The sequence below is a fragment of the Polaribacter pacificus genome, assembly GCF_038024035.1.
Lineage (GTDB): Bacteria > Bacteroidota > Bacteroidia > Flavobacteriales > Flavobacteriaceae > Polaribacter > Polaribacter pacificus.
The window spans coordinates 248,478-271,307 of sequence record NZ_CP150664.1 but is presented as its reverse complement, the minus strand read 5'-3'; the positions used below and the strand labels follow the sequence as shown (position 1 = coordinate 271,307).

20 protein-coding genes are annotated in these 22,830 nt (G+C 35.9%); 4 read left to right on the top strand and 16 right to left on the bottom strand.

The genetic code is table 11. The features are described 5' to 3' along the window. Nucleotides 1-9: 9 nt before the first annotated feature. Nucleotides 10-960: a DUF5694 domain-containing protein gene (locus tag WHC90_RS01160; RefSeq protein WP_188598834.1), complete on the top strand. Its 951-nt coding sequence runs from the start codon at nucleotides 10-12 to the stop codon at nucleotides 958-960. A gap of 619 nt (nucleotides 961-1,579) precedes the next feature. Here the strand turns inward: WHC90_RS01160 and hisIE are convergent. From hisIE to hisG, 8 genes are all read right to left on the bottom strand, one after another. Further along, nucleotides 1,580-2,179, bottom strand: a complete 600-nt coding sequence (gene hisIE, locus WHC90_RS01155) for a bifunctional phosphoribosyl-AMP cyclohydrolase/phosphoribosyl-ATP diphosphatase HisIE (protein ID WP_188598835.1) — start codon at nucleotides 2,177-2,179, stop codon at nucleotides 1,580-1,582. A gap of 92 nt (nucleotides 2,180-2,271) precedes the next feature. Further along, nucleotides 2,272-3,027 (bottom strand): imidazole glycerol phosphate synthase subunit HisF, encoded by a 756-nt coding sequence (gene hisF, locus WHC90_RS01150; RefSeq protein ID WP_188598836.1) that lies wholly within the window; start codon nucleotides 3,025-3,027, stop codon nucleotides 2,272-2,274. A gap of 1 nt (nucleotide 3,028) precedes the next feature. Further along, nucleotides 3,029-3,766, bottom strand: a complete 738-nt coding sequence (gene hisA, locus WHC90_RS01145; RefSeq protein ID WP_188598837.1) for a 1-(5-phosphoribosyl)-5-[(5-phosphoribosylamino)methylideneamino]imidazole-4-carboxamide isomerase — start codon at nucleotides 3,764-3,766, stop codon at nucleotides 3,029-3,031. A 155-nt stretch (nucleotides 3,767-3,921) separates the two neighbouring features. Beyond that, nucleotides 3,922-4,503, bottom strand: coding sequence for an imidazole glycerol phosphate synthase subunit HisH (hisH, locus tag WHC90_RS01140; RefSeq protein ID WP_188598838.1), 582 nt, complete (start codon nucleotides 4,501-4,503; stop codon nucleotides 3,922-3,924). A 75-nt stretch (nucleotides 4,504-4,578) separates the two neighbouring features. Further along, a complete protein-coding gene (hisB, locus tag WHC90_RS01135) occupies nucleotides 4,579-5,715 on the bottom strand; it encodes a bifunctional histidinol-phosphatase/imidazoleglycerol-phosphate dehydratase HisB (protein ID WP_188598839.1) in 1,137 nt (378 codons plus the stop codon). A gap of 244 nt (nucleotides 5,716-5,959) precedes the next feature. After that, nucleotides 5,960-7,015, bottom strand: coding sequence for a histidinol-phosphate transaminase (gene hisC / locus WHC90_RS01130; RefSeq protein ID WP_188598840.1), 1,056 nt, complete (start codon nucleotides 7,013-7,015; stop codon nucleotides 5,960-5,962). A gap of 10 nt (nucleotides 7,016-7,025) precedes the next feature. After that, the gene (gene hisD, locus WHC90_RS01125; RefSeq protein ID WP_188598841.1) at nucleotides 7,026-8,309 is read right to left on the bottom strand and encodes a histidinol dehydrogenase; all 1,284 of its coding nucleotides are present in this window, start codon (nucleotides 8,307-8,309) and stop codon (nucleotides 7,026-7,028) included. 32 nt (nucleotides 8,310-8,341) lie between these two features. Next, entirely contained in the window at nucleotides 8,342-9,199 is an 858-nt protein-coding gene (gene hisG / locus WHC90_RS01120) for an ATP phosphoribosyltransferase (protein ID WP_188598842.1), read from the bottom strand. A gap of 362 nt (nucleotides 9,200-9,561) precedes the next feature. Here hisG and WHC90_RS01115 point away from each other — a divergent pair, with 362 nt between their 5' ends. Next, complete coding sequence (locus WHC90_RS01115; protein WP_188598843.1) at nucleotides 9,562-10,758, top strand: MFS transporter; 1,197 nt, start codon at nucleotides 9,562-9,564, stop codon at nucleotides 10,756-10,758. 9 nt (nucleotides 10,759-10,767) lie between these two features. On the opposite strand, the gene WHC90_RS01110 is transcribed toward WHC90_RS01115, so the two are convergent. The 4 genes from WHC90_RS01110 to WHC90_RS01095 form a co-directional block, all read right to left on the bottom strand. Then, on the bottom strand, nucleotides 10,768-11,142 hold the full coding sequence (locus WHC90_RS01110) for a hypothetical protein (RefSeq protein ID WP_188598844.1): 375 nt from the start codon (nucleotides 11,140-11,142) through the stop codon (nucleotides 10,768-10,770). 92 nt (nucleotides 11,143-11,234) lie between these two features. Next, the gene (typA, locus tag WHC90_RS01105; protein WP_188598845.1) at nucleotides 11,235-13,007 is read right to left on the bottom strand and encodes a translational GTPase TypA; all 1,773 of its coding nucleotides are present in this window, start codon (nucleotides 13,005-13,007) and stop codon (nucleotides 11,235-11,237) included. A gap of 136 nt (nucleotides 13,008-13,143) precedes the next feature. Continuing rightward, nucleotides 13,144-13,443, bottom strand: a complete 300-nt coding sequence (locus WHC90_RS01100; RefSeq protein WP_188598846.1) for an LETM1 domain-containing protein — start codon at nucleotides 13,441-13,443, stop codon at nucleotides 13,144-13,146. Beyond that, nucleotides 13,440-14,603, bottom strand: coding sequence for a proline dehydrogenase family protein (locus WHC90_RS01095; protein WP_188598847.1), 1,164 nt, complete (start codon nucleotides 14,601-14,603; stop codon nucleotides 13,440-13,442). The genes WHC90_RS01100 and WHC90_RS01095 overlap by 4 nt, the downstream gene beginning before the upstream one ends. Nucleotides 14,604-14,702: 99 nt before the next feature. Between WHC90_RS01095 and aroB the strand changes: the two genes are divergently transcribed. Next, nucleotides 14,703-15,761, top strand: coding sequence for a 3-dehydroquinate synthase (aroB, locus tag WHC90_RS01090; protein WP_188598848.1), 1,059 nt, complete (start codon nucleotides 14,703-14,705; stop codon nucleotides 15,759-15,761). On the opposite strand, the gene bshA is transcribed toward aroB, so the two are convergent. Together bshA and WHC90_RS01080 are read right to left on the bottom strand one after the other, a co-directional pair. Beyond that, on the bottom strand, nucleotides 15,758-16,888 hold the full coding sequence (gene bshA, locus WHC90_RS01085) for an N-acetyl-alpha-D-glucosaminyl L-malate synthase BshA (protein WP_188598849.1): 1,131 nt from the start codon (nucleotides 16,886-16,888) through the stop codon (nucleotides 15,758-15,760). The two genes, aroB and bshA, sit on opposite strands and share 4 nt — an antisense overlap. 143 nt (nucleotides 16,889-17,031) lie before the next feature. Then, nucleotides 17,032-17,880, bottom strand: a complete 849-nt coding sequence (locus tag WHC90_RS01080) for a transketolase (RefSeq protein WP_188598850.1) — start codon at nucleotides 17,878-17,880, stop codon at nucleotides 17,032-17,034. A gap of 334 nt (nucleotides 17,881-18,214) precedes the next feature. On the opposite strand from WHC90_RS01080, the gene WHC90_RS01075 reads away from it, so the two are divergent. Beyond that, the gene (locus WHC90_RS01075) at nucleotides 18,215-19,906 is read left to right on the top strand and encodes a helix-turn-helix domain-containing protein (protein ID WP_188598851.1); all 1,692 of its coding nucleotides are present in this window, start codon (nucleotides 18,215-18,217) and stop codon (nucleotides 19,904-19,906) included. 1 nt (nucleotide 19,907) lies between these two features. Here WHC90_RS01075 and WHC90_RS01070 read toward each other — a convergent pair whose 3' ends face one another. Then, nucleotides 19,908-21,092: an asparagine synthetase B gene (locus tag WHC90_RS01070; RefSeq protein ID WP_373284671.1), complete on the bottom strand. Its 1,185-nt coding sequence runs from the start codon at nucleotides 21,090-21,092 to the stop codon at nucleotides 19,908-19,910. 111 nt (nucleotides 21,093-21,203) lie between these two features. Then, the gene (gene dnaB / locus WHC90_RS01065) at nucleotides 21,204-22,715 is read right to left on the bottom strand and encodes a replicative DNA helicase (RefSeq protein ID WP_188598853.1); all 1,512 of its coding nucleotides are present in this window, start codon (nucleotides 22,713-22,715) and stop codon (nucleotides 21,204-21,206) included. Between the last annotated feature and the right edge of the window lie 115 nt (nucleotides 22,716-22,830).

Below are 22,830 nucleotides of genomic sequence, written 5' to 3'. Positions count from 1 at the left end.
AAACATATTATGAAAACTCAAATCACTTTTATCGCAGCCTTCATCTTATCAATCTTTATTACATCGGCACAAAACAAACAACAAGAAATCATTATCATAGGTACCATGCATACCGTTCCTAAAATTGTAAAGAACAGTTATAAACCAATGTTGCGTTTTGCTAAAAAATACAAACCAGAAGCTATTTATGTAGAGTCGCCAATGGCAAATGATTCTATTTCTTGGGAGTATTTAAAAGATGGCTGGTCTACTGGATACAAACGTTTTTATAAACTGTCTGATTCTCTTAAAAAAACCTTTGATTTTAACGAGGCAAAATTCAACAGCTTACTCAACAAAGAATTTGTTGACATGAACCAGCAAGATTTGGACTATCTAATCAATTCATTCATTTACAAAAGAGATAATGGAAATTATGAGCTGTACTCCTATATTAAAAAATACGGTGTACAGGGTGCAAAAAAACCAACCAGACATGAAGATGGTGATTTAACTTATAAATTGGCCTTGGCAATGAATCAAAAGCTGGTTATTAATGTAGATGATCAACAGACCAATAAAGAGTATCATATTGGATGGGACAAGTGCAATAAAGAAGGCGTGAGCAACGGAAACAACAAAGCCAACAATGTCTTAAACAAGAAGAACTATAACAGCGCTATTTTACCAGCCATTTTTAGAGGACTGGGGAAACATACCAACAAAAGAAAATCTTTACAACAGCTACACGATATGGCCTCATTTTCTTATGTGGTAACCGATACTGAAGGTTGTAAAGAAGGAAGAAAGTATTTTGATGAAAGAAATATGAGAATTGCTAAGAACATTGCAGCGCAAGTTCTAAACTCTGACAAGCAAAAACATATGGTTATCATTGGTGCAGCTCACGTAATTGGTTTAGAAAAAGAATTCAAAGAAAAATATCCAAACCTTAAAGTAGTATTGATGAATGAGTATTAATAGCTACTGTTCTTAAAACAAGAAACACTTTAAAAATGGTCTTCGAGCGGAGTCGAGAAGCACAGATCTAAAAAGCAAAGCTGCAAACACATGCTATCTGTTCTCGACTCCGCTCGAACACCGTTAAATACTTGCTGGGACTTTTTAAATAGGGTCTTCGAGCGGAGTCGAGAAGCGGAAGTCTAATTTAAAACCCTACACAATTACTCCAACTAAACTCTAAAACTCACGCCAGTAATCGTCATAGAATCTGGAGGCGAGCGTCAATGACTTGAAACGAGCGTAAAAAGAAAAGCTGTTTGACACTGAACGTAGAGAAGTGGAGTTTTTTTCTTTTAGTGAGTGAGAGTACAATTGACCGTTGAAGATTCAAGACTAGATTTTTTTGGTTCTTTCCTGCCAGCCGCAGGCAGGTTTTATCAATGAAAAAAAGGAACAAATCAATTTTGAAAGCAAAAACTTTAACTTACATCATGTTTTTCTAATCAGTGCTGTATCAACCTTCTTACTTTTGATAGGTTTTAGCAATGAAAAAAAGAACAAATAAAAGAATTCTCTAAAATTCTGTCTGTTCTCGACTCCGCTCGAACACCGTTAAAACCCCTTTTTAACCTTCCCTTTATTTCTGCCTCTTCTTTAATTCAGCTTCAATATCTTTTAAGGTAAATCCTTTTGCCTGCAACAACATCAAATAGTGAAATAGCAAATCTGCAGACTCATAAACAAACAATTCATCGTTAGAATCCATAGCTTCAATAACAGTTTCTACAGCCTCCTCTCCTACTTTTTGAGCCACTTTATTAATCCCTTTTGCAAACAAACTAGCCACATACGATTTCTCTGAATCTTTATTGGCTACTCTATCAGCAATCACAGTTTCTAAGGTAGAAAAGAAGCCATAATTAGGGCTGTTCTCCTCGGCCCAGCAGGTATCCGTCCCTTTGTGGCAGGTTGGTCCAGTAGGCTGTACTTGGATAAGCAAGCTATCATTATCGCAGTCTAATTTTGTATCGATGAGTTGTAGGGTGTTTCCACTCTCTTCTCCTTTGGTCCACAAGCGATTTTTAGTTCTGCTAAAAAAAGTTACCAACTTGGTTTTCTGTGTTTTATCAAAGGCTTCTTGGTTCATATAACCCAACATCAATACATTTTTTGTGATGGCATCCTGAATGATAGCAGGGACCAATCCGTCGTTGTTTTTATTAAAATCTATGTTCATTTTTTGTTTTTTTATATTTTATTGTCAATTCGAGTGATTTCGAAGGATGAGAAATTGTATCGAGAACCCTTCCTTAGTTACTCTCAATCAATTTACAACCTCACCGGAATCCCTTCTTTTTCTAATGCCTTTTTTAAATCGATAATCTCTATTTCACCAAAATGAAAAACACTTGCGGCCAAGGCAGCATCGGCTTTACCAGTGGTAAAAGTATCTACAAAATGCTGCACCGTTCCTGCTCCACCTGAAGCGATAATCGGAATATTTAAGGTACTCGATAATTTGTTTAAAGCCTCATTGGCAAAACCTGCTTTGGTACCGTCGTTGTTCATAGAAGTAAATAAAATTTCTCCTGCACCACGTTGTTCTACTTCTTTTGCCCAATCAAACAAATTGAGCTCGGTAGGAATGGTCCCGCCTGCTAGATGAACCATCCACTCACCATGAAGCTGTTTTGCGTCAATGGCAACTACCACACATTGGCTTCCAAACTTCTCAGCCAACTCATTGACCAAGGCTGGTCTTTTGATGGCTGATGAATTGATAGACACCTTGTCTGCTCCAGATTGTAACAAGGCATCAACATCGGCAACCGAAGAGATTCCACCACCAACGGTAAACGGAATATTGACTTGTTCGGCAACTTTCAATACCAATTCTCTCATGGTCTTTCTTCCTTCTAGAGTTGCAGAGATGTCTAGTAAAACCAGTTCATCAGCGCCCAATTCTGCATACTGCTTAGCCAAGATTACTGGGTCTCCTGCATCAATTAGGTTGACAAAATTAACCCCTTTTACGGTTCTTCCATTTTTGATATCCAAACAAGGTATGATTCTTTTTGTGAGCATATTACTTGTTTAAAATAAAGTTTTCCAATTGCTTTAAGCTAATTTTATTCTCATAAATAGCCTTTCCTATAATCACTCCTTCACAGCCATTCTCTGCTAGTTGAGGTAGCTCATCAAAGGTAGAGATCCCACCAGAAGCGATTAATTTTAACTCCTTTACATGGGCTAAGATTTGCTTGTAAATTTCAAAACTTGGTCCTTGCAACATCCCATCTTTAGAGATGTCTGTACAAATTACAGAGGCAATCCCTTTTTGCTGATAGTCTTTTATAAACGGAATCAAGGCCAAACTGCTTTCTTCTTGCCAGCCATTTGTCGCTATTTTACCTCCAGAAGAATCAGGATAAAAATCAGCTCCTAAGATAATTTTATCGGCTCCATATTTCTCAATCCAATTTTCAAAAACAATAGGATTTTTAACGGCTATGCTACCACCAGTAATTTGATTTGCTCCAGAATTAAAGGCAATCTCTAAATCTTTATCTGATTTTAACCCACCGCCAAAATCAATTTTTAAGCTTGTTTTACTGGCAATTTGCTCTAAAACCTTATAGTTGATAATGGTGCTTGCCTTTGCGCCATCCAAATCAACCAAATGCAGATAGGTGATTCCTGCCTGCTCAAATTCTTTGGCAACCTCTAGTGGGTTTTCATTGTATATTTTTTTGGTATTGTAATCTCCTTTTGATAATCGAACACATTTTCCGTCGATGATGTCTATTGCTGGTATGATTCTCATTTACTAGTTATTAGTTGTTACTATTTAGTTGTCATTTCGAAATGAGCTTTTTAGCGATTGAGAAATCTCACCATAAGATTCCTCCTCATTAGCTTCGCTAGATACTTTCAATCAAAATACATTTTGATTTCAGTAGTGTTCGGAATGACATTGCTCTATAATTCTATAAAATTCTTCAAAATCTGCTCCCCCGCTAAACCACTTTTCTCAGGGTGAAACTGCACACCGTAAAAATTATTTTTTTGCATGGCAGATGCATAGTTTAACTCATAGTTGGTGCAGGCAATCGCCTCATCACATAACTGAGCATAATAACTATGAACCAAATACATATATTCTTTTTCTTTAATCCCTTTAAACAGCGGTGATCTTAACTGGGTAATCTCGTTCCAGCCCATTTGCGGAACTTTTACCGCCGATGAAAACTTCTTGACCTCCACGTTAAAAATACCCAAGCCTTGCGTGTTTCCTTCTTCTGTAGCAGTACACATTAGCTGCATGCCTAGACAAATGCCCAATACGGGTTGTGTTAGTGTTGGAATAAGCTGGTCTAAACCACTTTTCTGCAACATGCTCATGGCAGAACTCGCTTCTCCAACTCCAGGAAAAATAACGCGATCAGCCGTTTTTATTTCTTCTATATCCTTTGATAAAATAGCATCAACACCCAATCTTTTAAAAGCAAATTGGATGCTTTTGATGTTTCCGGCTCCGTAATCTATAATGATGACTTTCATGGTAATTCTTATTTTTTAGTACTTCGTGTTTAGTTAAAATCACTCCTAACTTAAAACGCAGCACATACAACTCATTTAAAGCATTCCTTTGGTTGATGGTAAAAACATCTTGTTTGGATCTCTTTTTACAGCCATTTTCATTGCCTTGGCAAAAGCTTTAAAAATCCCTTCAATCTTGTGGTGCTCATTAATGCCTTCTGCTTTGATGTTTAGATTGCATTTTGCGCCATCTGTAAACGATTTAAAGAGGTGAAAAAACATTTCTGTTGGCAGGTCTCCAATTTTTTCTCTCTTAAATTCTGCATCCCATTCCAACCAGTTTCTACCGCCAAAATCAACAGCAACCTGTGCCAAACAATCGTCCATAGGCAAACAAAAACCATAGCGCTCAATCCCCAATTTATTACCCAATGCTTTGTTAAACAACTCACCAAGAGCAATCATGGTATCTTCTATGGTGTGGTGCTCATCGACGGCCAAATCGCCATCCACCTTAATGGTTAAATCCATCGCTCCGTGCCTACCTATCTGATCTAGCATATGATCAAAGAAGGACAAACCAGTTGAGATGTCATTTTTTCCAGATCCATCTAAATTTACCTTGATGTAAATCTTGGTTTCATTGGTGTTTCTCGTAATTTCTGCTACGCGATCTTTTAATTTTAAAAACTCATAAATCTCTGACCAATCAGTGCTTGTTAAGGCGATACAGTCTAAAATTTCTTGCCTAGAAGTTTCTATTTCATCGGCACCCAGTTGCGGGTCTTCAGCTAAGAAAATCCCTTTAGCTCCTAGGTTTTTAGCCAATTCCATGTCTGTAATTCGGTCTCCCAAGACATACGAATTTTCCAAATCATAGTCCTCAGAAAAATATGCAGTTAACAAACCAGTTCTTGGCTTACGCGTTTCAGCATTTTCTTCTGGAAAGGTTTTGTCGATTAAAATCTCCGAAAAAACAACACCTTCTTTTTCAAAAGCTGAGATAATTTTATTTTGCGCAGGCCAAAAGGTTTCTTCTGGAAAAGAATCAGTTCCTAAACCATCTTGATTGGTCACCATCACCAGTTCATAATCTAGTTCTGAAGCAATTTTTGCCATGTACTGAAATACTTTTGGGTAGAACTCTAGCTTTTCTAAGCTATCCAATTGATAATCTACTGGCGGTTCTAGTACTAGGGTTCCGTCTCTGTCTATAAATAATACTTTTTTCATTTTTAACATCTTTGCTGTCAATTACTATTTTGTGTTTCTGAACTTGTGTCAGAAGTTATTTTATGTTGTCATTCCCGTGACCACGGGTATGAAAATCCGTTGTTGCTTGTACTTTTGTTCTCCTTTTTACTGTCATTTCGAAATGAGCTTTTTAAGCGATTGAGAAATCTCAAGAAGCCCACTCTGGTCTTAATGAAATTCCTTGTCTATATTGACTCGGAATGACATTTTGTTAAAACGATTATCATTTCGATAGCGATAAAAGTTCACTGATTAATTTCTCATTTTCTTTTTGGGTTCCAACTGTTAAACGCAAACAATTTTCACACAAAGGCTCATGGGTTCTGTTTCTTACAACGATGCCTTTTTCTATCAACTGATTGTAGCGTTTTGTAGCATCATCTACCTGTACCAAAACAAAGTTACAATCCGTTGGGTATATTTTTTGAATACAAGAAACCTCTTTTAATGTCGCTAACAAAAGGCTTCGTTGACGCTTTATTTCTAAAACCTCTTTTTCTACTTTCGCTATATTTAACAAGCGCTCTAGCGCTTTTTGCTGAGTTAATTCATTGACGTTATAAGGCGGTTTTATCAGCTTTAAAACAGTTATAATTTCTTCTGAAGCATAACAAACACCTAATCTAATCCCTGCCATTCCATAAGCTTTAGAGAGTGTTTGACTAATGACTAAGTTAGGGAATTCTGACAGTCTTTCTAACCAGCTTTTTTCTGCTGAAAAATCAATATAGGCTTCATCAATAACCACCAAGCCATTAAAGTTGTTCAAGATTTCTTCTACACTTTCTACACTAAAACTATTTCCTGATGGGTTGTTTGGAGAACACAAAAACAAGAGTTTACTATTGGCATCTACCGACTCTAAAATCTGGTTGACTTTAGGTTGAAAATCAGTAGTCAATACGATCTTTTTGTTGGCTACAGCATTGATGTTTGCCAAGACATCATACATTCCGTAAGTTGGTGGTAAGCTTATAATATTGTCTTTATTGGGCTCACAAAAGGCTCTAAACAACAGGTCTAATATCTCATCACTTCCATTGCCCAAAAGCATGTTTTTTGCAGCCACATTTTTAATGCCAGACAACAAATCCTTTACAGCGTTTTGCTGCGGATCTGGGTAGCGATTTACACCATTCTGAAACGGGTTTTCATTGGCATCTAAGAAAATCATCTCTTGGGTGCTGGCGTCTTTGTACTCATCTCTCGCCGATGAATAGGGCTTTAGAGATTTGATGTTTTCTCTAAGCAGGTTATTTATGTTGAATTTTGTTTTCATGGACTTTTGTTTATTGTAGCTCTTTTAATCGAATCGAAACCGCATTTTTATGGGCTTGAAGCCCTTCTGCGGCTGCCATTAACTCAATAGCAGAACCAATCGTTTGCAAGCCTTCTTTTGATATTTTTTGGTAGCTAATGCTTTTCTGAAAACTGTCTAAATTAACTCCAGAATAGGCCTTAGAAAATCCGTTAGTCGGCAACGTGTGATTAGTCCCTGAAGCGTAATCGCCTGCACTTTCTGGTGTATAATTGCCGATAAAAATGGAACCTGCATTTTCTATATTAGCTACAAAAAAGTCATTGTTTCTAGTGGCAATAATTAAGTGTTCTGGTGCATAATCATTGATTAGTTCTAGTGCAACATCAACATCTTCTATTAAAATGGCTTTAGAATTGTCCAATGCTTTTTGAGCGATCTCTTTTCTAGGTAGCGCTAACAATTGCTCTTGCAATTCAGCCTGAACAGCCGTAATCATCTCCATGGCATCTGATACCAACACTACTTGACTGTCTGCTCCGTGCTCTGCTTGGCTTAGTAAATCTGCTGCCACAAAAGCTGCATTTGCAGAGGCATCTGCAACCACCAAGACCTCACTAGGTCCTGCTGGCATATCTATAGCCACACCGTATTTGGTCGCAATTTGCTTTGCTACCGTTACATATTGATTTCCTGGTCCAAAGATTTTAGAAACCTTAGGAATGCTTTCTGTACCAAAGGTCATCCCTGCAATGGCCTGAATACCTCCTACCTTAAAGATTTTTGTAACCCCACATAAATTTGCAGCATACAAGATTGCTGGGTGAATCATCCCTTCTTTGTTTGGTGGAGTACACAATACAATCTCTTTACATCCTGCCAATTGTGCAGGAATCGCCAACATTAAAACCGTAGAAAACAAAGGTGCTGATCCTCCAGGTATGTACAAGCCCACTTTAGAAATTGGCTTTTTTTCTTGCCAACATTGAACACCTGCTGTTGTTTCTACAAAAACTTTCTCAGTTTTTTGAGCTGCGTGAAACTTTGTAATATTGTTTTTTGCAAGTTCAATTGCTGCTTTTAACTCAGAAGAAACTAGGTTGTTTGCCTCCTCAATTGCTGCTTTTGATAGCACCAAGCTTTCTAAAACAACAGCATCAAATTGTTCTGTATACTTTAAAACAGCCTTGTCTCCATTCTCTTTAACCGCATTAAAAACAGTTAGCACGCTTTCTTCTATAGCATCCACTGTTTTAGTAGGTCTTTCTAAGAGTTTTGACCAGTCTTTTTTTTCTGGATTGTTTATGAATTTCATAAGGGTATATTTGTATTTGGAATGATCGTTAATTAAAGTACCATTTTTTCAATCGGGCATACCAAGATGCTTTCGGCTCCTTTTTCTTTTAGCTCGTCTATAATTTCCCAAAATTGACTCTTAGGAATCACAGAGTGCACTGAGCTCCATCCAGAAACAGCCAATGGCAATACCGTAGGGCTTTTCATTCCTGGTAATACTGCAATAATCTGTTCTAACTTATCATTTGGAGCATTTAAAAGCACATATTTTGAGTTGCGTCCTTTTAAAACAGATTGAATTCTAAATTGTAATTTGTTTAAGAGTTGTTGGTTTTCTGCTGATATTTTAGCCGATACCGCCAAGACTGCTTCAGAAGTTAATAGCACTTCTACCTCTTTTAAATTGTTTTTAAACAAGGTACTTCCGCTAGAAACGATATCACAAATTCCGTCAGCCAAACCAATGTTTGGGGCAATTTCTACAGAACCGTTAATAATGTGCAATTGAGACTTGATGCCTTTTTGATCTAAATAATTTTGGATGGTATTTGGATACGAAGTGGCAATGCGCTTATCATTAAAATAAGAGAGGCCCGTATATTTTTGATTTTTTGGGATGGCTAAAGACACCTTGCATTTAGAAAAACCCAAACGCTCTGCAATGGCAATGTCTTGACCTTTCTCTATCAATACGTTTTCGCCAATAATGGCGATGTCTACGACCCCATCTTTTAAATATTGAGGGATATCTCCGTTTCTTAAATAAAAGACCTCTAATGGAAAGTTACTCGCATTGGCTTTTAACTGATCTTTTCCGTTGTCAATAGAAATTCCACACTCTTTTAAGATGGCTAGTGAATCTTCGTTTAATCTTCCTGATTTTTGAATGGCTATTCTTAATTTACTCATTTTGTTTTTTGATAAATGTTTGAGTAAACCGATGGAATTCTTTGGTAAGAAAAAACCCGTTTGATTTACTCAAACGGGTTTTAAAATATATGTTGATTTTATTCAATACAATTTCAGTTCGCTTGAGTGCAAATATGAAAATGATGATGATGGATTTGAATAAAAGTCATGTCTTTGTTTTTAACGTTGCAAATATTGTAATTTTATTTTTAACTACGCAACTGATCTTTGCCTTTTTTTTTGACAAATTTCATTTTTATCAAATTTTAGTAAATTGTTTAAAATTGAACACCTATTGTTTCTTCTTAAAACCCACAGTTGCATTAAAAAATCTTAATTACATTTGCTAGCAATCTTTATACATGCAAAAAGCAAAACTGATACTTCCTATTATTGTGATCTCTCAATTTCTTGGCACTTCGCTATGGTTTGCTGGGAATGCGGTCTTGGCTGATCTGGTGATCAATTTTAACTTGGATGCAACTGCCTTACAAAGTCTAACTTCTGCTGTACAGTTTGGTTTTATTACAGGGACGCTCTTGTTTGCCTTGCTTACCATTGCTGATCGTTTTTCTCCATCCAAAGTCTTTTTTGTCTGCGCCATTTTAGGAGCTACATTTAATGCCGGTTTGGTTTTAGAAGGCAATACGCTAACTAGCATCTTAGGTTTGCGGTTTTTAACGGGATTCTTCTTAGCTGGGATTTATCCAGTTGGGATGAAAATTGCCACAGATTATTATCAAAAAGGGCTTGGAAAATCCTTAGGTTATTTGGTGGGTGCCTTGGTTTTAGGGACTGCATTTCCACACTTATTAAAAGATCAATTGCAGGCTTTTCCTTGGGAACGCATTATTCTATTTATATCTCTTTTAGCTAGTCTGGGTGGTCTTCTACTCTATCTTTTTGTACCAAATGGGCCCTTTAGAAAAAAGAGTACTGGCTTACAACTTAACAGTTGTATAAAGGTCTTTAAAAATACCGCTTTTAGAAAAGCGGCTTTTGGCTATTTTGGTCATATGTGGGAGCTCTATACTTTTTGGGCTTTTGTGCCTATTTTATTAAAAACATATGCCTCATTGCATCCAAACACCAATTTTAACATCCCATTACTCTCATTCTTTTGTATTGCCGTAGGAAGCCTCGCTTGTGTCTTAGGAAGTAGTATTGCAGAAAAGTTTGGCGCTAAAAAAACAGCAATGTCTAGTTTGTTCTTATCCTGCTGCTGTTGCTTGCTTTCGCCACTCTTCTTTTTAGTAGGCAGTGAAACTGTTTTTGTTGTTTTTCTACTTTTCTGGGGGATGGTTGTCATCGCCGATTCACCCTTGTTCTCTCAGCTAGTTGCAGAAAATGCACCACAAAAAGACAAAGGAACTGCTTTGACCATCGTAAATTGTATTGGTTTTTCATTGACCATCCTTAGCATACAAGTGATCAGTTATTTTTACGAAACTGCAAATACGAACCTAGTCTTTATGCTATTAGCGATAGGCCCAGTTTTAGGCTTGTTGGCATTGAGGAAAAAGAGGAATACAGAAGTTTTTTCTGAGGCTAGAGAATAAGTAGCAAGCCTACTCTGGTTGAATCTCTGGTAATTTATTGGTAAAGCTTGGTGCGGTATCTCTGTAAGAAACTGCTTTCTTTTTAGAAACAAGGATTAACAAATCATAGCTTAAGGTAAACAAAGTACCCGTTCTAAACGTTTCTAAAAGGAGTGTTTCTAACTGAGCTTTTGCTTCGTTTAAAGTCAATTTTTTAAATTCATTGGCATCAGCATAGCGGTATTTAAATTGAAAAACTTCTTTGCCTTCAATCACAAACAAACGAACATACACATTTAAAAGGCCTTCGTTTTTTCTTAGAGGTTTGCTTAGGGTTAGTTTTACAAATTCATCGTCCGCAACACTCTGCTGTAGGGCTTCAAAAAATTCTTTAAATTGACTCATAGTGCAAAGATAAATTGTTTACAACAAAAAAACACCACTTAAAAGTGGCGTTTTTGATTTTTATAAGATCCTGAAACAAGTTCAGTCTAAAATTATGCTTTAAAAGTAATCTTACGCATACGTAAGCTTAAAGGAGTTACTTCTAAATACTCATCAGCTTTAATATACTCCATGTTTTCCTCTAAAGAAAAATCTACTTTTGGAGCAATTTTCATAGCATCATCAGTACCAGATTTACGCATGTTTGTCAATTGTTTTCCTTTGATCAAGTTTACAGCCATATCTTCTGACTTTGAATTCTCACCAATTACTTGACCTACATATATTTCTTGATTCACATCAATAAAGAAACGTCCTCTATCTTGCAAACGGTTTAATGCGTAAGCTGTTGCTTTACCAGCAGCAGAAGAAACGATCGCTCCTTTGATATCTTCAGCAAATTCACCTTTATAAGGTCCGTACTCACTAAATCTATGGTTGATAATTGCTGTACCAGCAGTTGCTGTTAAAATTTTATTTCTCAAACCAATCAATCCTCTAGATGGAATTGAAAACTCTAAGTGTTGTAAATCTCCTTTAGGCTCCATAATCAATAAGTCTCCTTTACGCAAAGACACTAAGTTTACAGCCTTAGAAGCAGCTTCTTCAGGTACATCAATAGACAATGTTTCCATTGGCTCATGTTTCTTACCATCAATTTCTTTAATAATTACTTGTGGTCTTCCCACTTGTAATTCATATCCTTCTCTACGCATCGTCTCTATCAATACTGATAAGTGTAAAACACCACGACCAAATACATTAAACTTGTCTTCAGAATCTGTAGTCTCAACTTTTAAAGCCAAGTTCTTTTCTAATTCTTTAAACAGTCTGTCACGAATATGACGAGAAGTTACGTATTTACCTTCTTTACCAAAGAATGGAGAGTTGTTAATTGTAAACAACATACTCATGGTAGGTTGATCAATCTCTGTTCTTGGCAAAGCTTCTGGATTTTCTAAATCAGCAATAGTATCACCAATTTCAAATCCTTCAATTCCTGTAATAGCACAAATGTCTCCACAAGGAACTTTATCTACCTGAATTTTACCCATTCCTTCGAATACGTGCAATTCTTTAATTCTTACTTTTTTAGTAGTACCATCAGCCTTACACAACATATAATCTTTACCAGCTTCTAGATCTCCACGGAAAATACGTCCAATAGCAATTCTTCCTGTAAAAGAAGAGAAGTCTAATGAAGTAATTTGCATTTGAGGAGTTCCTGGATTGTATTTAGCTTCTGGAATAGATTCTAATACTGCATCTAATAAAGGAATGATATTGTCTGTTTGATTTTTCCAATCAGTACTCATCCAATTGTTCTTAGCAGAACCATAGATCGTAGCAAAATCTAATTGCTCTTCTGTAGCTTCTAATGCAAACATTAAATCAAATACTTTTTCATGTACTAAATCTGGAGTACAGTTTTCTTTATCTACTTTGTTTACAACTACAATTGGTGTTAATCCCAATTCTAAAGCCTTACCTAATACAAAACGAGTTTGTGGCATTGGACCTTCAAAAGCATCTACCAATAATAAAACACCATCTGCCATTTTTAACACACGCTCTACTTCTCCACCAAAATCGGCGTGACCAGGAGTGTCAATTACGTTAATTTTTGTGTTCTTGTAATTTACAGATACATTTTTAGAAAGAATGGTAATTCCTCTTTCACGTTCTAAGTCATTGTTATCCAATAACAAATCTGTACGAACTTTACGGTCATCTAAAATTTTTGCTTGGTCGATAATCTTATCTACCAAAGTAGTCTTTCCGTGATCGACGTGGGCTATAATAGCGATATTTCTAATTGATTGCATAGGTGCTTATTTTGAAGCTGCAAAAGTAGTGTATTATTATTTAAATTTTACTTTTTTAATTTGGGAATTGCAAAATATACTAATTAAGGTGTATCCTAGTGGTAAAATATGGATACTAAAACACTTAATCGCTACTTTACTTGTTTAGTTCTTCATCATCTTCTCGAAATGCGCTAGGCAGCATTTCTGGAATCAATTTAATGAGTAATGGCAATAAAATGGCACCTCCAGGCAACATAAAAACAGCAAAAGATGGGATGCTTTTGCAAATGTCAAAGAGTTGTTGTTTTACCTTTCCTCTTTCTTCTTCAGTAAGTTTATGCTGGGTAGATTTTTTTAGCAAAAAAACAAGCTCCTTACTCTCTTTTATTTCTTTAGCAAGTCGTTTTTTGTTTTTTTGAATACTTTCTTTAATCTCTGTTACCGTTGTACTCACAAGGTTTTTCTGCGTTGTTTTTCTGTTTTGATCAAGTTTAGCTCTCTGCTGGTCTGACCTGCAACAGATGTATTTTCTTCTGCTCTTCTAATTAGATAGGGCATCACATCTCTTACCGGACCAAAAGGTAAGTATTTTGCTACATTATATCCTTCATTTGCCAAATTAAAACTGATGTTGTCACTCATTCCGTACAACTGTCCAAACCACAAGCGTTTATCGCCTTTATCTATTTGACTCTTCTCTGCTAATTCCATTAACAAATAAGAACTAAGCTCATTGTGAGTCCCAGCAAATACAGCCATATTTGGATGTTCAACCATATAAGAAATGGCTTCGTTATAATTGTCATCCGTAGCGTTTTTATCAACACAAATTGGAGAATCATAGCCCATTTCTTCTGCTCTTGCACGCTCCTTTTCCATATAAGCACCGCGAACTACTTTCATTCCAATATGAAATCCTTTTTGATGAGCTTTTTGATGTAAGTTTTTCAAATAGTCCATACGATCATGTCTGTACATCTGAAGCGTATTAAAAACAATCGCTTTTTCTGTATTGTACTGCTCCATCAACTCTTCGATTAACACATCTGCTGCTCCTTGCATCCAGCTTTCTTCTGCATCGATTAACAATGGTATATCATGTGCAACAGCTGATTTACAAACCGTATGGTAGCGCTCTACAACGCGTAGCCATTCTGATTTTTCATCCGTAGTTAATTCTTTTCCTTCTGTTAGTTTTTGATACAAAGCAAAACGTCCAAAACCCGTAGGCTTAAACACAGCAAAAGGGATGGCTTTGTTTTCTGTACCAAATTCGATGGTTTTTAGGGTCTTATTTAAAGCAAGATCAAACTGATCTTCTGTTTCTTTACCTTCGACTGAATAATCTAAGATAGAATGTACATGTTTGGTGTACATATTTTTAATGTTCGGCAAACAATCCTCTTCGGTCACACCTCCACAAAAATGATCAAAAACTGTCGATCTAATTAAGCCTTCTACGGGTAGATGTGCTTTTAAAGCAAAATTAGTCACGGCCGTACCTATACGTACCATCGGCTGACTTTGGATCATTTTAAATAAAAAATATGCTCGCTCTAATTGAGAATCAGATTTTAATGTAAAAGCAACTTCTGTGTTGTTAAAAAGCTTCATAACGATACCGTTCAAAAAAAATTTATGGCAACAAAGATAGGTACAAAGCCCAAATAATTCAATATTTTCTATGTATTTTGCGCAGATAATTAACACGCAATGAAATCAATACAAGCCAGTAGCTACCCTATTCATTTTCAGGAACTTGGATACAAATCACTTGAAACCATATTAGCACAAAATACCTATTCATCTCTCTTTATATTGGTTGATGAAAACACAATGGAATATTGCTATCCAAAATTTATGGCAAATTTACATACAGATCTGCCTATAGAAGTCATAGAAATTGAAGCTGGAGAAATTCATAAAAACTTAGAAACATGTATGGGTGTTTGGAGTGCTTTAACAGAGCTAAATGCAGATCGTCACAGTGTGCTAATTACTTTGGGTGGTGGTGTGATTACTGATCTTGGAGGTTTTGTGGCTGCTACTTACAAAAGAGGTATTGATTTTATCAATGTACCTACCACATTGCTAAGTATGGTTGATGCTTCGGTTGGCGGTAAAACAGGAGTAGATTTGGGTGTTTTAAAAAACCAAATAGGGCTTTTTGCCAATCCTCAAATGGTTTTGGTGGATCCCGAGTATTTAGAGACTGTTACAGCGCGTGAAATTAGATCTGGAACAGCAGAAATAATTAAGTATGGCATTACGTATGACCAAAACTTATACCAACAAATAAAGAAGAACAACAAACTCAATATTACTAAATTAATTCACAAATCTATTGAGATAAAAAATGAGGTTGTTTTACAGGATCCTAAAGAAAAGCACCTTCGAAAGATTTTAAATTTTGGACATACCATCGGCCATGCTGTTGAGTCTTATTTTTTAGAATCTCAGGAGAAAGAAAATTTAACCCATGGTGAAGCCATTGCAATAGGAATGGTTTGTGAGACTTACATCTCTAGTGTCTTGTTTGATTTTCCTAAGTCAGAGCTCCAAGAGTTTAAAGAAATGATTCTTTCTATTTATGGAAAAATACCTATTGACACCCGTGAATACAGCGCTATTATGGATCTGTTAAAGCACGACAAAAAAAACAACGGAGGTCAGGTAAATTTTGTACTCTTAAATGATATAGAAAAATACGAAATTGACTGTAAAGTTCCTGAAGATTTAATCATTGCGAGTCTAAATTATTACAGGTCTTAAACTTTTACTCTTAGCGATTCGTAGATTTCTTCATAAATCGGTAAGATATTCTTTAGTGAGAATTTCTTAGCGTGATTCTTTGCATTGCTTTTAAAACGCTCTAGAGTTTCATCATTTTTAAGGATGGTTAAGGTATTATTAGCCATGTCTTCAATATCACCTATAGGGCTTAAAAATCCGGTAACTCCATGAACATTAACCTCTGGAAGCCCTCCTGAATTTGTTGATATTACAGGGGTTTCTGCTGCCATAGCCTCTAAAGCTGCCAATCCAAAACTCTCTGTTTCAGAAGGTAAAATAAAGACATCTGTATAGCAGAGTATTTTTGCAACTTCATTGCTGTTCCCTAAGAAAATAACTTTGTCATAAATACCCAATTTCTTTGCCAACAATTCTGCATTTCTTTTTTCAGGTCCATCTCCGACCATTAATAATTTTGAAGGGACTGTTTTTTGAACCCGCTCAAAAATTTTAATCACATCTTGTGTTCTTTTTACGGGTCTAAAATTACTCACATGTGTTAAAATGCGTTCTTCAGGCTCAGCCAATGCGATTCTTTGACATTCACCATGGCTCTCTTTAAGGTACTTATCTATATCAATAAAGTTGTGAACTACTTTAATTTCATTGGTAATATGAAACAAGCGCAGGGTGTCTTCTTTTAAACTTTTAGAAACTGCGGTAACTACATCTGAGTGGTTAATGCTAAACGCTACGGCTGTCTTATAACTTGGATGACTTCCAACTAAGGTAATATCAGTTCCGTGCAAGGTGGTCACCACCTTAATATCTATGCCTTTTTCTTTAAGCATTTGCTTGGCCATATAAGCCGCATAAGCATGTGGAATGGCGTAATGCACATGCAAGATCTCTAATTGATGCTTTTCTACCACCTCTACCATCCTAGTTGACAAGGCCAGCTCATAGGGCTGGTACTGAAACAGTGGATATTCTTCCATGATCACTTCATGAAAGTGCAAATTATGAGAAATAAAATCCAGGCGAACAGGTTGGTTGTAGGTGATAAAATGTACTTCATGACCATTGTCAGCCAAGGCCATTCCTAATTCTGTTGCAACAACCCCACTCCCACCAAAGGTTGGATAACATACGATACCTATTCTCATAATTTATTTATCTTCTAATCTCTCTGACGTAAAGATACTTTTTTACTTACAGATGTTTTTTTATTGTTGCGAAAATTATTCATAAAAAAATCCCACACGATGTGCAGGATTAAATTTATAAAGTTTCTAAAGTAAATTCAGAATTAGTAATCTCCTAAAGTTTCTGGGTTTTGAGCCAACGCTGATTCTAATTGCTCATCGTTAGGCGCTTTACCATGCCAAGCATGTGTGTGCATCATAAAGTCTACACCGTTCCCCATTTCTGTGTGTAATAAAACACAAACTGGCTTGCCTTTTCCGGTTCTAGATTTTGCATCAGCCATACCCTCTAGTATCGCTTTCATAGAATTCCCTTCTTTAATATCTAAAACATCCCAACCAAAAGCCTCAAATTTAGCTCTAATGCTTCCCATTGGCAATACATCATCAGTTGCTCCATCAATTTGCTTACCGTTTAAATCTACAGTTGAGATTAAATTGTCAATCTTTTTTGCTGATGCGTACATGGCAGATTCCCAAATTTGACCTTCTTGCAATTCACCATCACCGTGTAAGGTATAAACCAAGTGGCTATCCTTATTTAATTTTTTTGCTTCTGCAGCCCCGATTCCAACACTCATTCCTTGTCCTAAAGAACCAGATGCAATTCTAATTCCTTCTAGACCTTCATGGGTGGTTGGATGTCCTTGCAAACGAGAGTTTAATTTTCTAAAACTAGCAAGCTCTTCTACTGGGAAAAAGCCCGTATGTGCTAAAACACTATAAAAAACTGGAGAAATATGACCATTTGATAAAAAGAACAAGTCTTCATTTTTACCATCCATGGTAAACTCAGTAGAGTATTCCATAATTTCTTGATACAATGCAGTAATAAATTCTGCACAGCCTAAAGACCCACCTGGATGCCCTGAATTAACAGCGTGTACCATGCGTAAAATATCTCTTCGTACTTGTTGGGTAAAAATCTCTAATCGTTCTATAGTTGTAGACATGAATGTTGTGTTTGTAGCAGACAAAAGTAATCCATTCAAAAGGATTTTACAAAGTCATTTTTCAATTTTATTAACAATCTTAACCACAAAAAAGCAAGAACAGTTGTTTTAGTACTTTTTTTTAAAAAAAATCATTCCTAACACTTCACAAAAGACAAAAACAACTAATTACCAGTACGTTAAATACAAAAAAACAACATAGTAGCCTTAAAAATTACAGTACTGATTTTATAAAAACAGGGTACTAAATAGCCTCAAAACCTGTGAATATTATTAAAAACAAAAAGAATACTTACAAAATCAGTATTTTTGATTAACCCTAAATACCTTTACTATGAAAAAGCTCTTCCTCCCAAGGACGCTTTTTATTATGTTCCTTTTTAGCGCAAGCAATTTTTTGCCTGCTCAAACCAAGACAGAAGTCAATGACAGTTTAAAAGCATATAGCTACCGACAATTGTCAGAGAAGTTCTATGCTTCTAAATCAGATTCTCTAAAAGCGATTATATACGCAAAAGCTTATTTAACAAAAGCAACTTTAGCTCAAGACACAATGGAGATAGCAAATGGTTATTACTTTTTAAGCGATGTCACCAAAGACCCCAGTTACTATATTAATTACCTCACCGAAATCATTAACAAATATCAAAAAACAAACAACAAAAAATACCCTGCCTTGCCATATTTAGAGTTAGGCGATTATTATTATAACAGAGGTAAATACGATTTAGCATTGAGTTATTATATCAAGGCAAAAAACAGTAGCATAACAAATCAAAATGAAGAAGTTAAGTTTGTTGCCATCCAAAGATTAGCTTTATTAAAATCAATAAATGAAGACAATAAAGCTGCTTTAAAACTATTTAAAGAATTATACAACAACTATAAAAACAAAAATACTGAAAATGACAATAATTATCATTCATTATTAATTAATATAACCATTTCTTTTATTAAACTAAATGAGTATGATTCAGCAAGCTACTATAATAAAAAGGTACGTGAATTACTTCTAAAATCGAATAACACTTCATTAGTTAGTTACACTATATATCATAAAGCAAAAATTGAATACCTCAAAAAGAACTACACTGAAGCTATCGTGAATTTTAAAAAATCCTTACCAGGCTTGTTAAATGATCAAAACTACAATTTAGCATCAGCATGTTACAACTTTCTTCAACAAGCTTATGAGGAAACTGGAAACAATCAAAAAGCCATAGTCTATGCGCTAAAAATTGATTCACTTTATAAAAAAAACAAGTTTTATCACTCAAGCCAAAGATCCGCCTATAAAGGTTTAATTGCCCATTACAGAGCGCAAAAAAACGATCATAAAGAATTGGAGTACATCAACAAATACATTCGTGTGGATAGCGCACTAAATTCAAATGCGCTAAAAATGCGTAAAAACTTAACCAACAACTACGACATCCCTAAGCTGCTCGAAGAACGTAAAGCCTTGGTGAATCGTTTAGAAAATCGCTTGACCACAACTAAAAAATGGTTGATGGGCATAGGGGTCATTAGCCTTGTTTTTATACTGTACTTTGCTTACCAGGCCCGTAGAAATAAGGTTTATAAAAAGCGGTTTACCTCACTTATCAATAGTCAGAAGACCGGAGAATCAAATGCCGAAGAGCAAGCTATTGAATATGGAAACGACCTTCCAGAAGAGGTCGTCACAGAACTGCTACAGTGTTTGGACCTGTTTGAGAAAAATCATAAATACCTGTCAAAAAAAATAACCTTGCCATCATTAGCAAAGAGCTTTCATACAAATTCTAGTTATCTTTCTAAGGTGATCAATCAATATAAAAAACAGTCTTTTCGTAATTATATTAACAAACTCCGAATCGATTATGCTGTAGAGCGTTTAAAAACTGATCGTGTTTTTAGAAAATACACACATAAGGCTATTGGAGAAGAAGTTGGTTTTAAAAGTACAGAAGCTTTTACCAAAGCTTTTTACAAGCATACGGGTATCAAAGCTTCGTTTTTTATCACAGAGTTTGAAAAATTTTAGGCTAGGTTTTTTGCTCTTTCTTTTTAGCTGCAGGAAACAACACATTGTTTAATATCAAACGATACCCTGGTGAGTTTGGATGCAAATCCAATTCCGTTTTAGGGTCTCCAACGCGGTGTTGGTAATCTTCTGGATCATGTCCCCCGTAAAAAGTAAACATCCCCTTCCCTTTGGTTCCATGAATATATCTGGCCTCTCGATTGGTTTTATTTTCTGCCATAACCAATACCGTTGCTTTGATTGTGTTTCTATCAAAGGCTGTGGTTTGCCCCATAAAACCCTTTACCAATTGTGTGTGATTTTGGGTTAACATGGTAGGTACCTGATCCCATTTTGCTGAGTATTCTTGCAAGGTAAAATAATCAGATGTTTTAGGAATTCTTCGTTTGGTGGTCATATCTATAGAAGAAAACTCATAGGTTTCTGGATTTCTAACCAAGGTATAATTTTCAAAGGCAAAGGTGTTGTTAAAGTTTAACTTCTCTTGATAATTTGGCTCTGAAGGATCTCCATCAAACATGGCTTCTGCAATGTCTACACCTTCGGCCGAAAGCGCAATATCAAAACTATCTGTTGCAGAACACATAGCAAACATAAAACCTCCTCCGTAAACAAAATCTCTAATCTTTTTAGAAACTGCTAATTTTTCTTGAGAGACTTTCTGATAGCCTAACTTTTTAGCCAAGACTTCTGCTGCTAATTTACTTTCTATATACCAGGGAGTGGTCCTAAAAGACCCATAAAAACGACCGTACTGCCCAGTAAAATCTTCGTGGTGCAAATGCAACCATTCATATTTTACCAATTGATCAGAAAGTACCTCTTCATCATAAATTACATCAAAAGGGATCTCTGCATATTTTAAAACCATTGTTACAGCATCATCCCAAGGCATTTTATCTTTGGGAGAGTAAACGGCAATTTTTGGTGCCTTCTCTAGAGTAACAGCTTCTTGATTTTTAGAAGGCGAAGCGATTTCTTGGAGTATTAATTGGGCTTTTGCATCTGAGATTATCTGATAAGAAACTCCTCTAATTTGACTTTCTTTTTCTATGGAAGCACTGTGCTCAATTAAGAACGCACCACCATCATAATTGAGTAGCCATTTTGCTTTGATTCCTTTTTCTAACGAATAAAATACGATCCCATAAGCCTTAAGATGATTTTTCTGATTCTCTGCACTCATCGGAATGTAAATAAAGGATGCCCAAATAGAATTGGTTAGCAATAAAAATGAGAGTATGGAAATATATCTTTTCAATAAATTTATTTTAAAAACTAGGTGCTTATTTGCTGGTTAAAAAGGCATCATATCATCATCTTCTTCAGAGCCAAAGGCATCTTGAGGGCTGCTAAACTGATCAGGAGTTACATTCATTTTTGATTGAAACTCACTGCTAAAGCCTTCTTCTAAATCTGAGAATTTAGCCAAATGTCCAGTAAATTTAAGGCGAATATTCTCCAAACCACCATTACGGTGTTTGGCTACGATAAACTCTCCTTGTCCTTCACAAGAGGTATGCTCATCATCATCCCATTCTGTAACACCATAATACTCTGGACGGAAAATAAATGATACGATATCTGCATCCTGCTCAATAGCTCCAGACTCACGTAAATCAGATAACAAAGGTCGTTTGCTTCCTCCACGGGTTTCTACCGCACGAGACAATTGTGATAAGGCAATAACAGGTACTTCTAATTCTTTGGCCAAGGCTTTTAAGTTTCTAGAAATTGTAGAAATTTCTTGCTCACGATTTCCTCCACCTTTACCAGAACCTCCAGCTGTCATCAACTGTAAATAATCAATCACGATAATTCGAACACCGTGTTGCGAAACCAAACGTCGGGCTTTTGCTCTTAGATCAAAAATAGACAGTGAGGGTGTATCATCTATATAAATAGGTGCATCTGATAGTTTCTTAACTTTTACATTAAGCTGCTCCCACTCATGTGCTTCTAAATTTCCTTTACGCAGTTTTTCTGAAGTCAATCCAGTTTCTGAAGAAATCATACGTGTAATTAACTGTACAGATGACATCTCTAGTGAGAATAAGGCAACTGCATGTCCAAAATCTATGGCCATATTTTTTGCCATAGAAATAACAAAGGCGGTCTTACCCATACCCGGACGAGCAGCAATAATAATTAAATCAGAAGGTTGCCAACCAGAGGTTAGCGCATCTAGTTTAGAGAATCCGGTAGCCAGACCACTCATCCCTTCTTGATTAGAAATATCTTGAATCTTTCTTAGGGCCTGCTTTACAAGATCTCCTGCGTCTTCAGATCCCTTTTTTAGATTTCCTTGAGTTACTTCAAAGAGTTTTGCTTCGGCTTCATCTAGTAGATCAAACACATCCATGGTTTCATCATAAGCGCTTTCTATGATATCACTTGAAATGGAAATTAATTTTCGTTGAATGTATTTCTGTAAAATAATTCTGGCGTGGTATTCTATATGTGCAGATGAGGCTACTTTTTGCGTTAGGTTGATCAGGTAAAAATCTCCTCCGACTAAGTCTAGCTTTCCATCTTTCCGCAATTGAGCAGAAACTGTTAGCAAATCTGTAGGCTCAGAATTCTGAAACAAGGTATAAATGGCAGCATAGATTTCTTGATGTCTTTTATCGTAAAAAGCATCAGGATGAAGAATGTCAATTACATCATCAATCCCCTTCTTATCAATCATCATCGCCCCTAATACTGCTACTTCAAAATCAATCGCCTGTGGAGGTAATTTTCCTTTTTCCAAGCCAATAATTCGGGCTTTATCTATCCGTTTTCCAGGTATAAATTTTGTTTCTTCCATGAAAGCAAATGTAGTTTTTTAGGTTGATACTTACTGTACAGTTTTTTAATTTCTTTATGCACAAAAATGAAAGGTTAATTGTTATTAACCTGTTGATAAACACTCAAGATTCAAT

Coding starts and splice junctions, on each gene's coding strand:
- hisIE (WP_188598835.1), bottom strand. CDS start 2,179: ATGAACATAGATTTTAATAAAAACAACGACGGATTGGTCCCTGCTATC.
- aroB (WP_188598848.1), top strand. CDS start 14,703: ATGAAATCAATACAAGCCAGTAGCTACCCTATTCATTTTCAGGAACTT.
- WHC90_RS01070 (WP_373284671.1), bottom strand. CDS start 21,092: ATGAGTGCAGAGAATCAGAAAAATCATCTTAAGGCTTATGGGATCGTA.
- dnaB (WP_188598853.1), bottom strand. CDS start 22,715: ATGGAAGAAACAAAATTTATACCTGGAAAACGGATAGATAAAGCCCGA.
- WHC90_RS01110 (WP_188598844.1), bottom strand. CDS start 11,142: ATGAGTCAATTTAAAGAATTTTTTGAAGCCCTACAGCAGAGTGTTGCG.
- WHC90_RS01080 (WP_188598850.1), bottom strand. CDS start 17,880: ATGTCTACAACTATAGAACGATTAGAGATTTTTACCCAACAAGTACGA.
- bshA (WP_188598849.1), bottom strand. CDS start 16,888: ATGAGAATAGGTATCGTATGTTATCCAACCTTTGGTGGGAGTGGGGTT.
- hisF (WP_188598836.1), bottom strand. CDS start 3,027: ATGCTCACAAAAAGAATCATACCTTGTTTGGATATCAAAAATGGAAGA.
- hisB (WP_188598839.1), bottom strand. CDS start 5,715: ATGAAAAAAGTATTATTTATAGACAGAGACGGAACCCTAGTACTAGAA.
- hisD (WP_188598841.1), bottom strand. CDS start 8,309: ATGAAATTCATAAACAATCCAGAAAAAAAAGACTGGTCAAAACTCTTA.
- hisC (WP_188598840.1), bottom strand. CDS start 7,015: ATGAAAACAAAATTCAACATAAATAACCTGCTTAGAGAAAACATCAAA.
- WHC90_RS01115 (WP_188598843.1), top strand. CDS start 9,562: ATGCAAAAAGCAAAACTGATACTTCCTATTATTGTGATCTCTCAATTT.
- hisA (WP_188598837.1), bottom strand. CDS start 3,766: ATGAGAATCATACCAGCAATAGACATCATCGACGGAAAATGTGTTCGA.
- WHC90_RS01095 (WP_188598847.1), bottom strand. CDS start 14,603: ATGAAGCTTTTTAACAACACAGAAGTTGCTTTTACATTAAAATCTGAT.
- WHC90_RS01160 (WP_188598834.1), top strand. CDS start 10: ATGAAAACTCAAATCACTTTTATCGCAGCCTTCATCTTATCAATCTTT.
- typA (WP_188598845.1), bottom strand. CDS start 13,007: ATGCAATCAATTAGAAATATCGCTATTATAGCCCACGTCGATCACGGA.
- hisG (WP_188598842.1), bottom strand. CDS start 9,199: ATGAGTAAATTAAGAATAGCCATTCAAAAATCAGGAAGATTAAACGAA.
- WHC90_RS01075 (WP_188598851.1), top strand. CDS start 18,215: ATGAAAAAGCTCTTCCTCCCAAGGACGCTTTTTATTATGTTCCTTTTT.
- hisH (WP_188598838.1), bottom strand. CDS start 4,503: ATGAAAGTCATCATTATAGATTACGGAGCCGGAAACATCAAAAGCATC.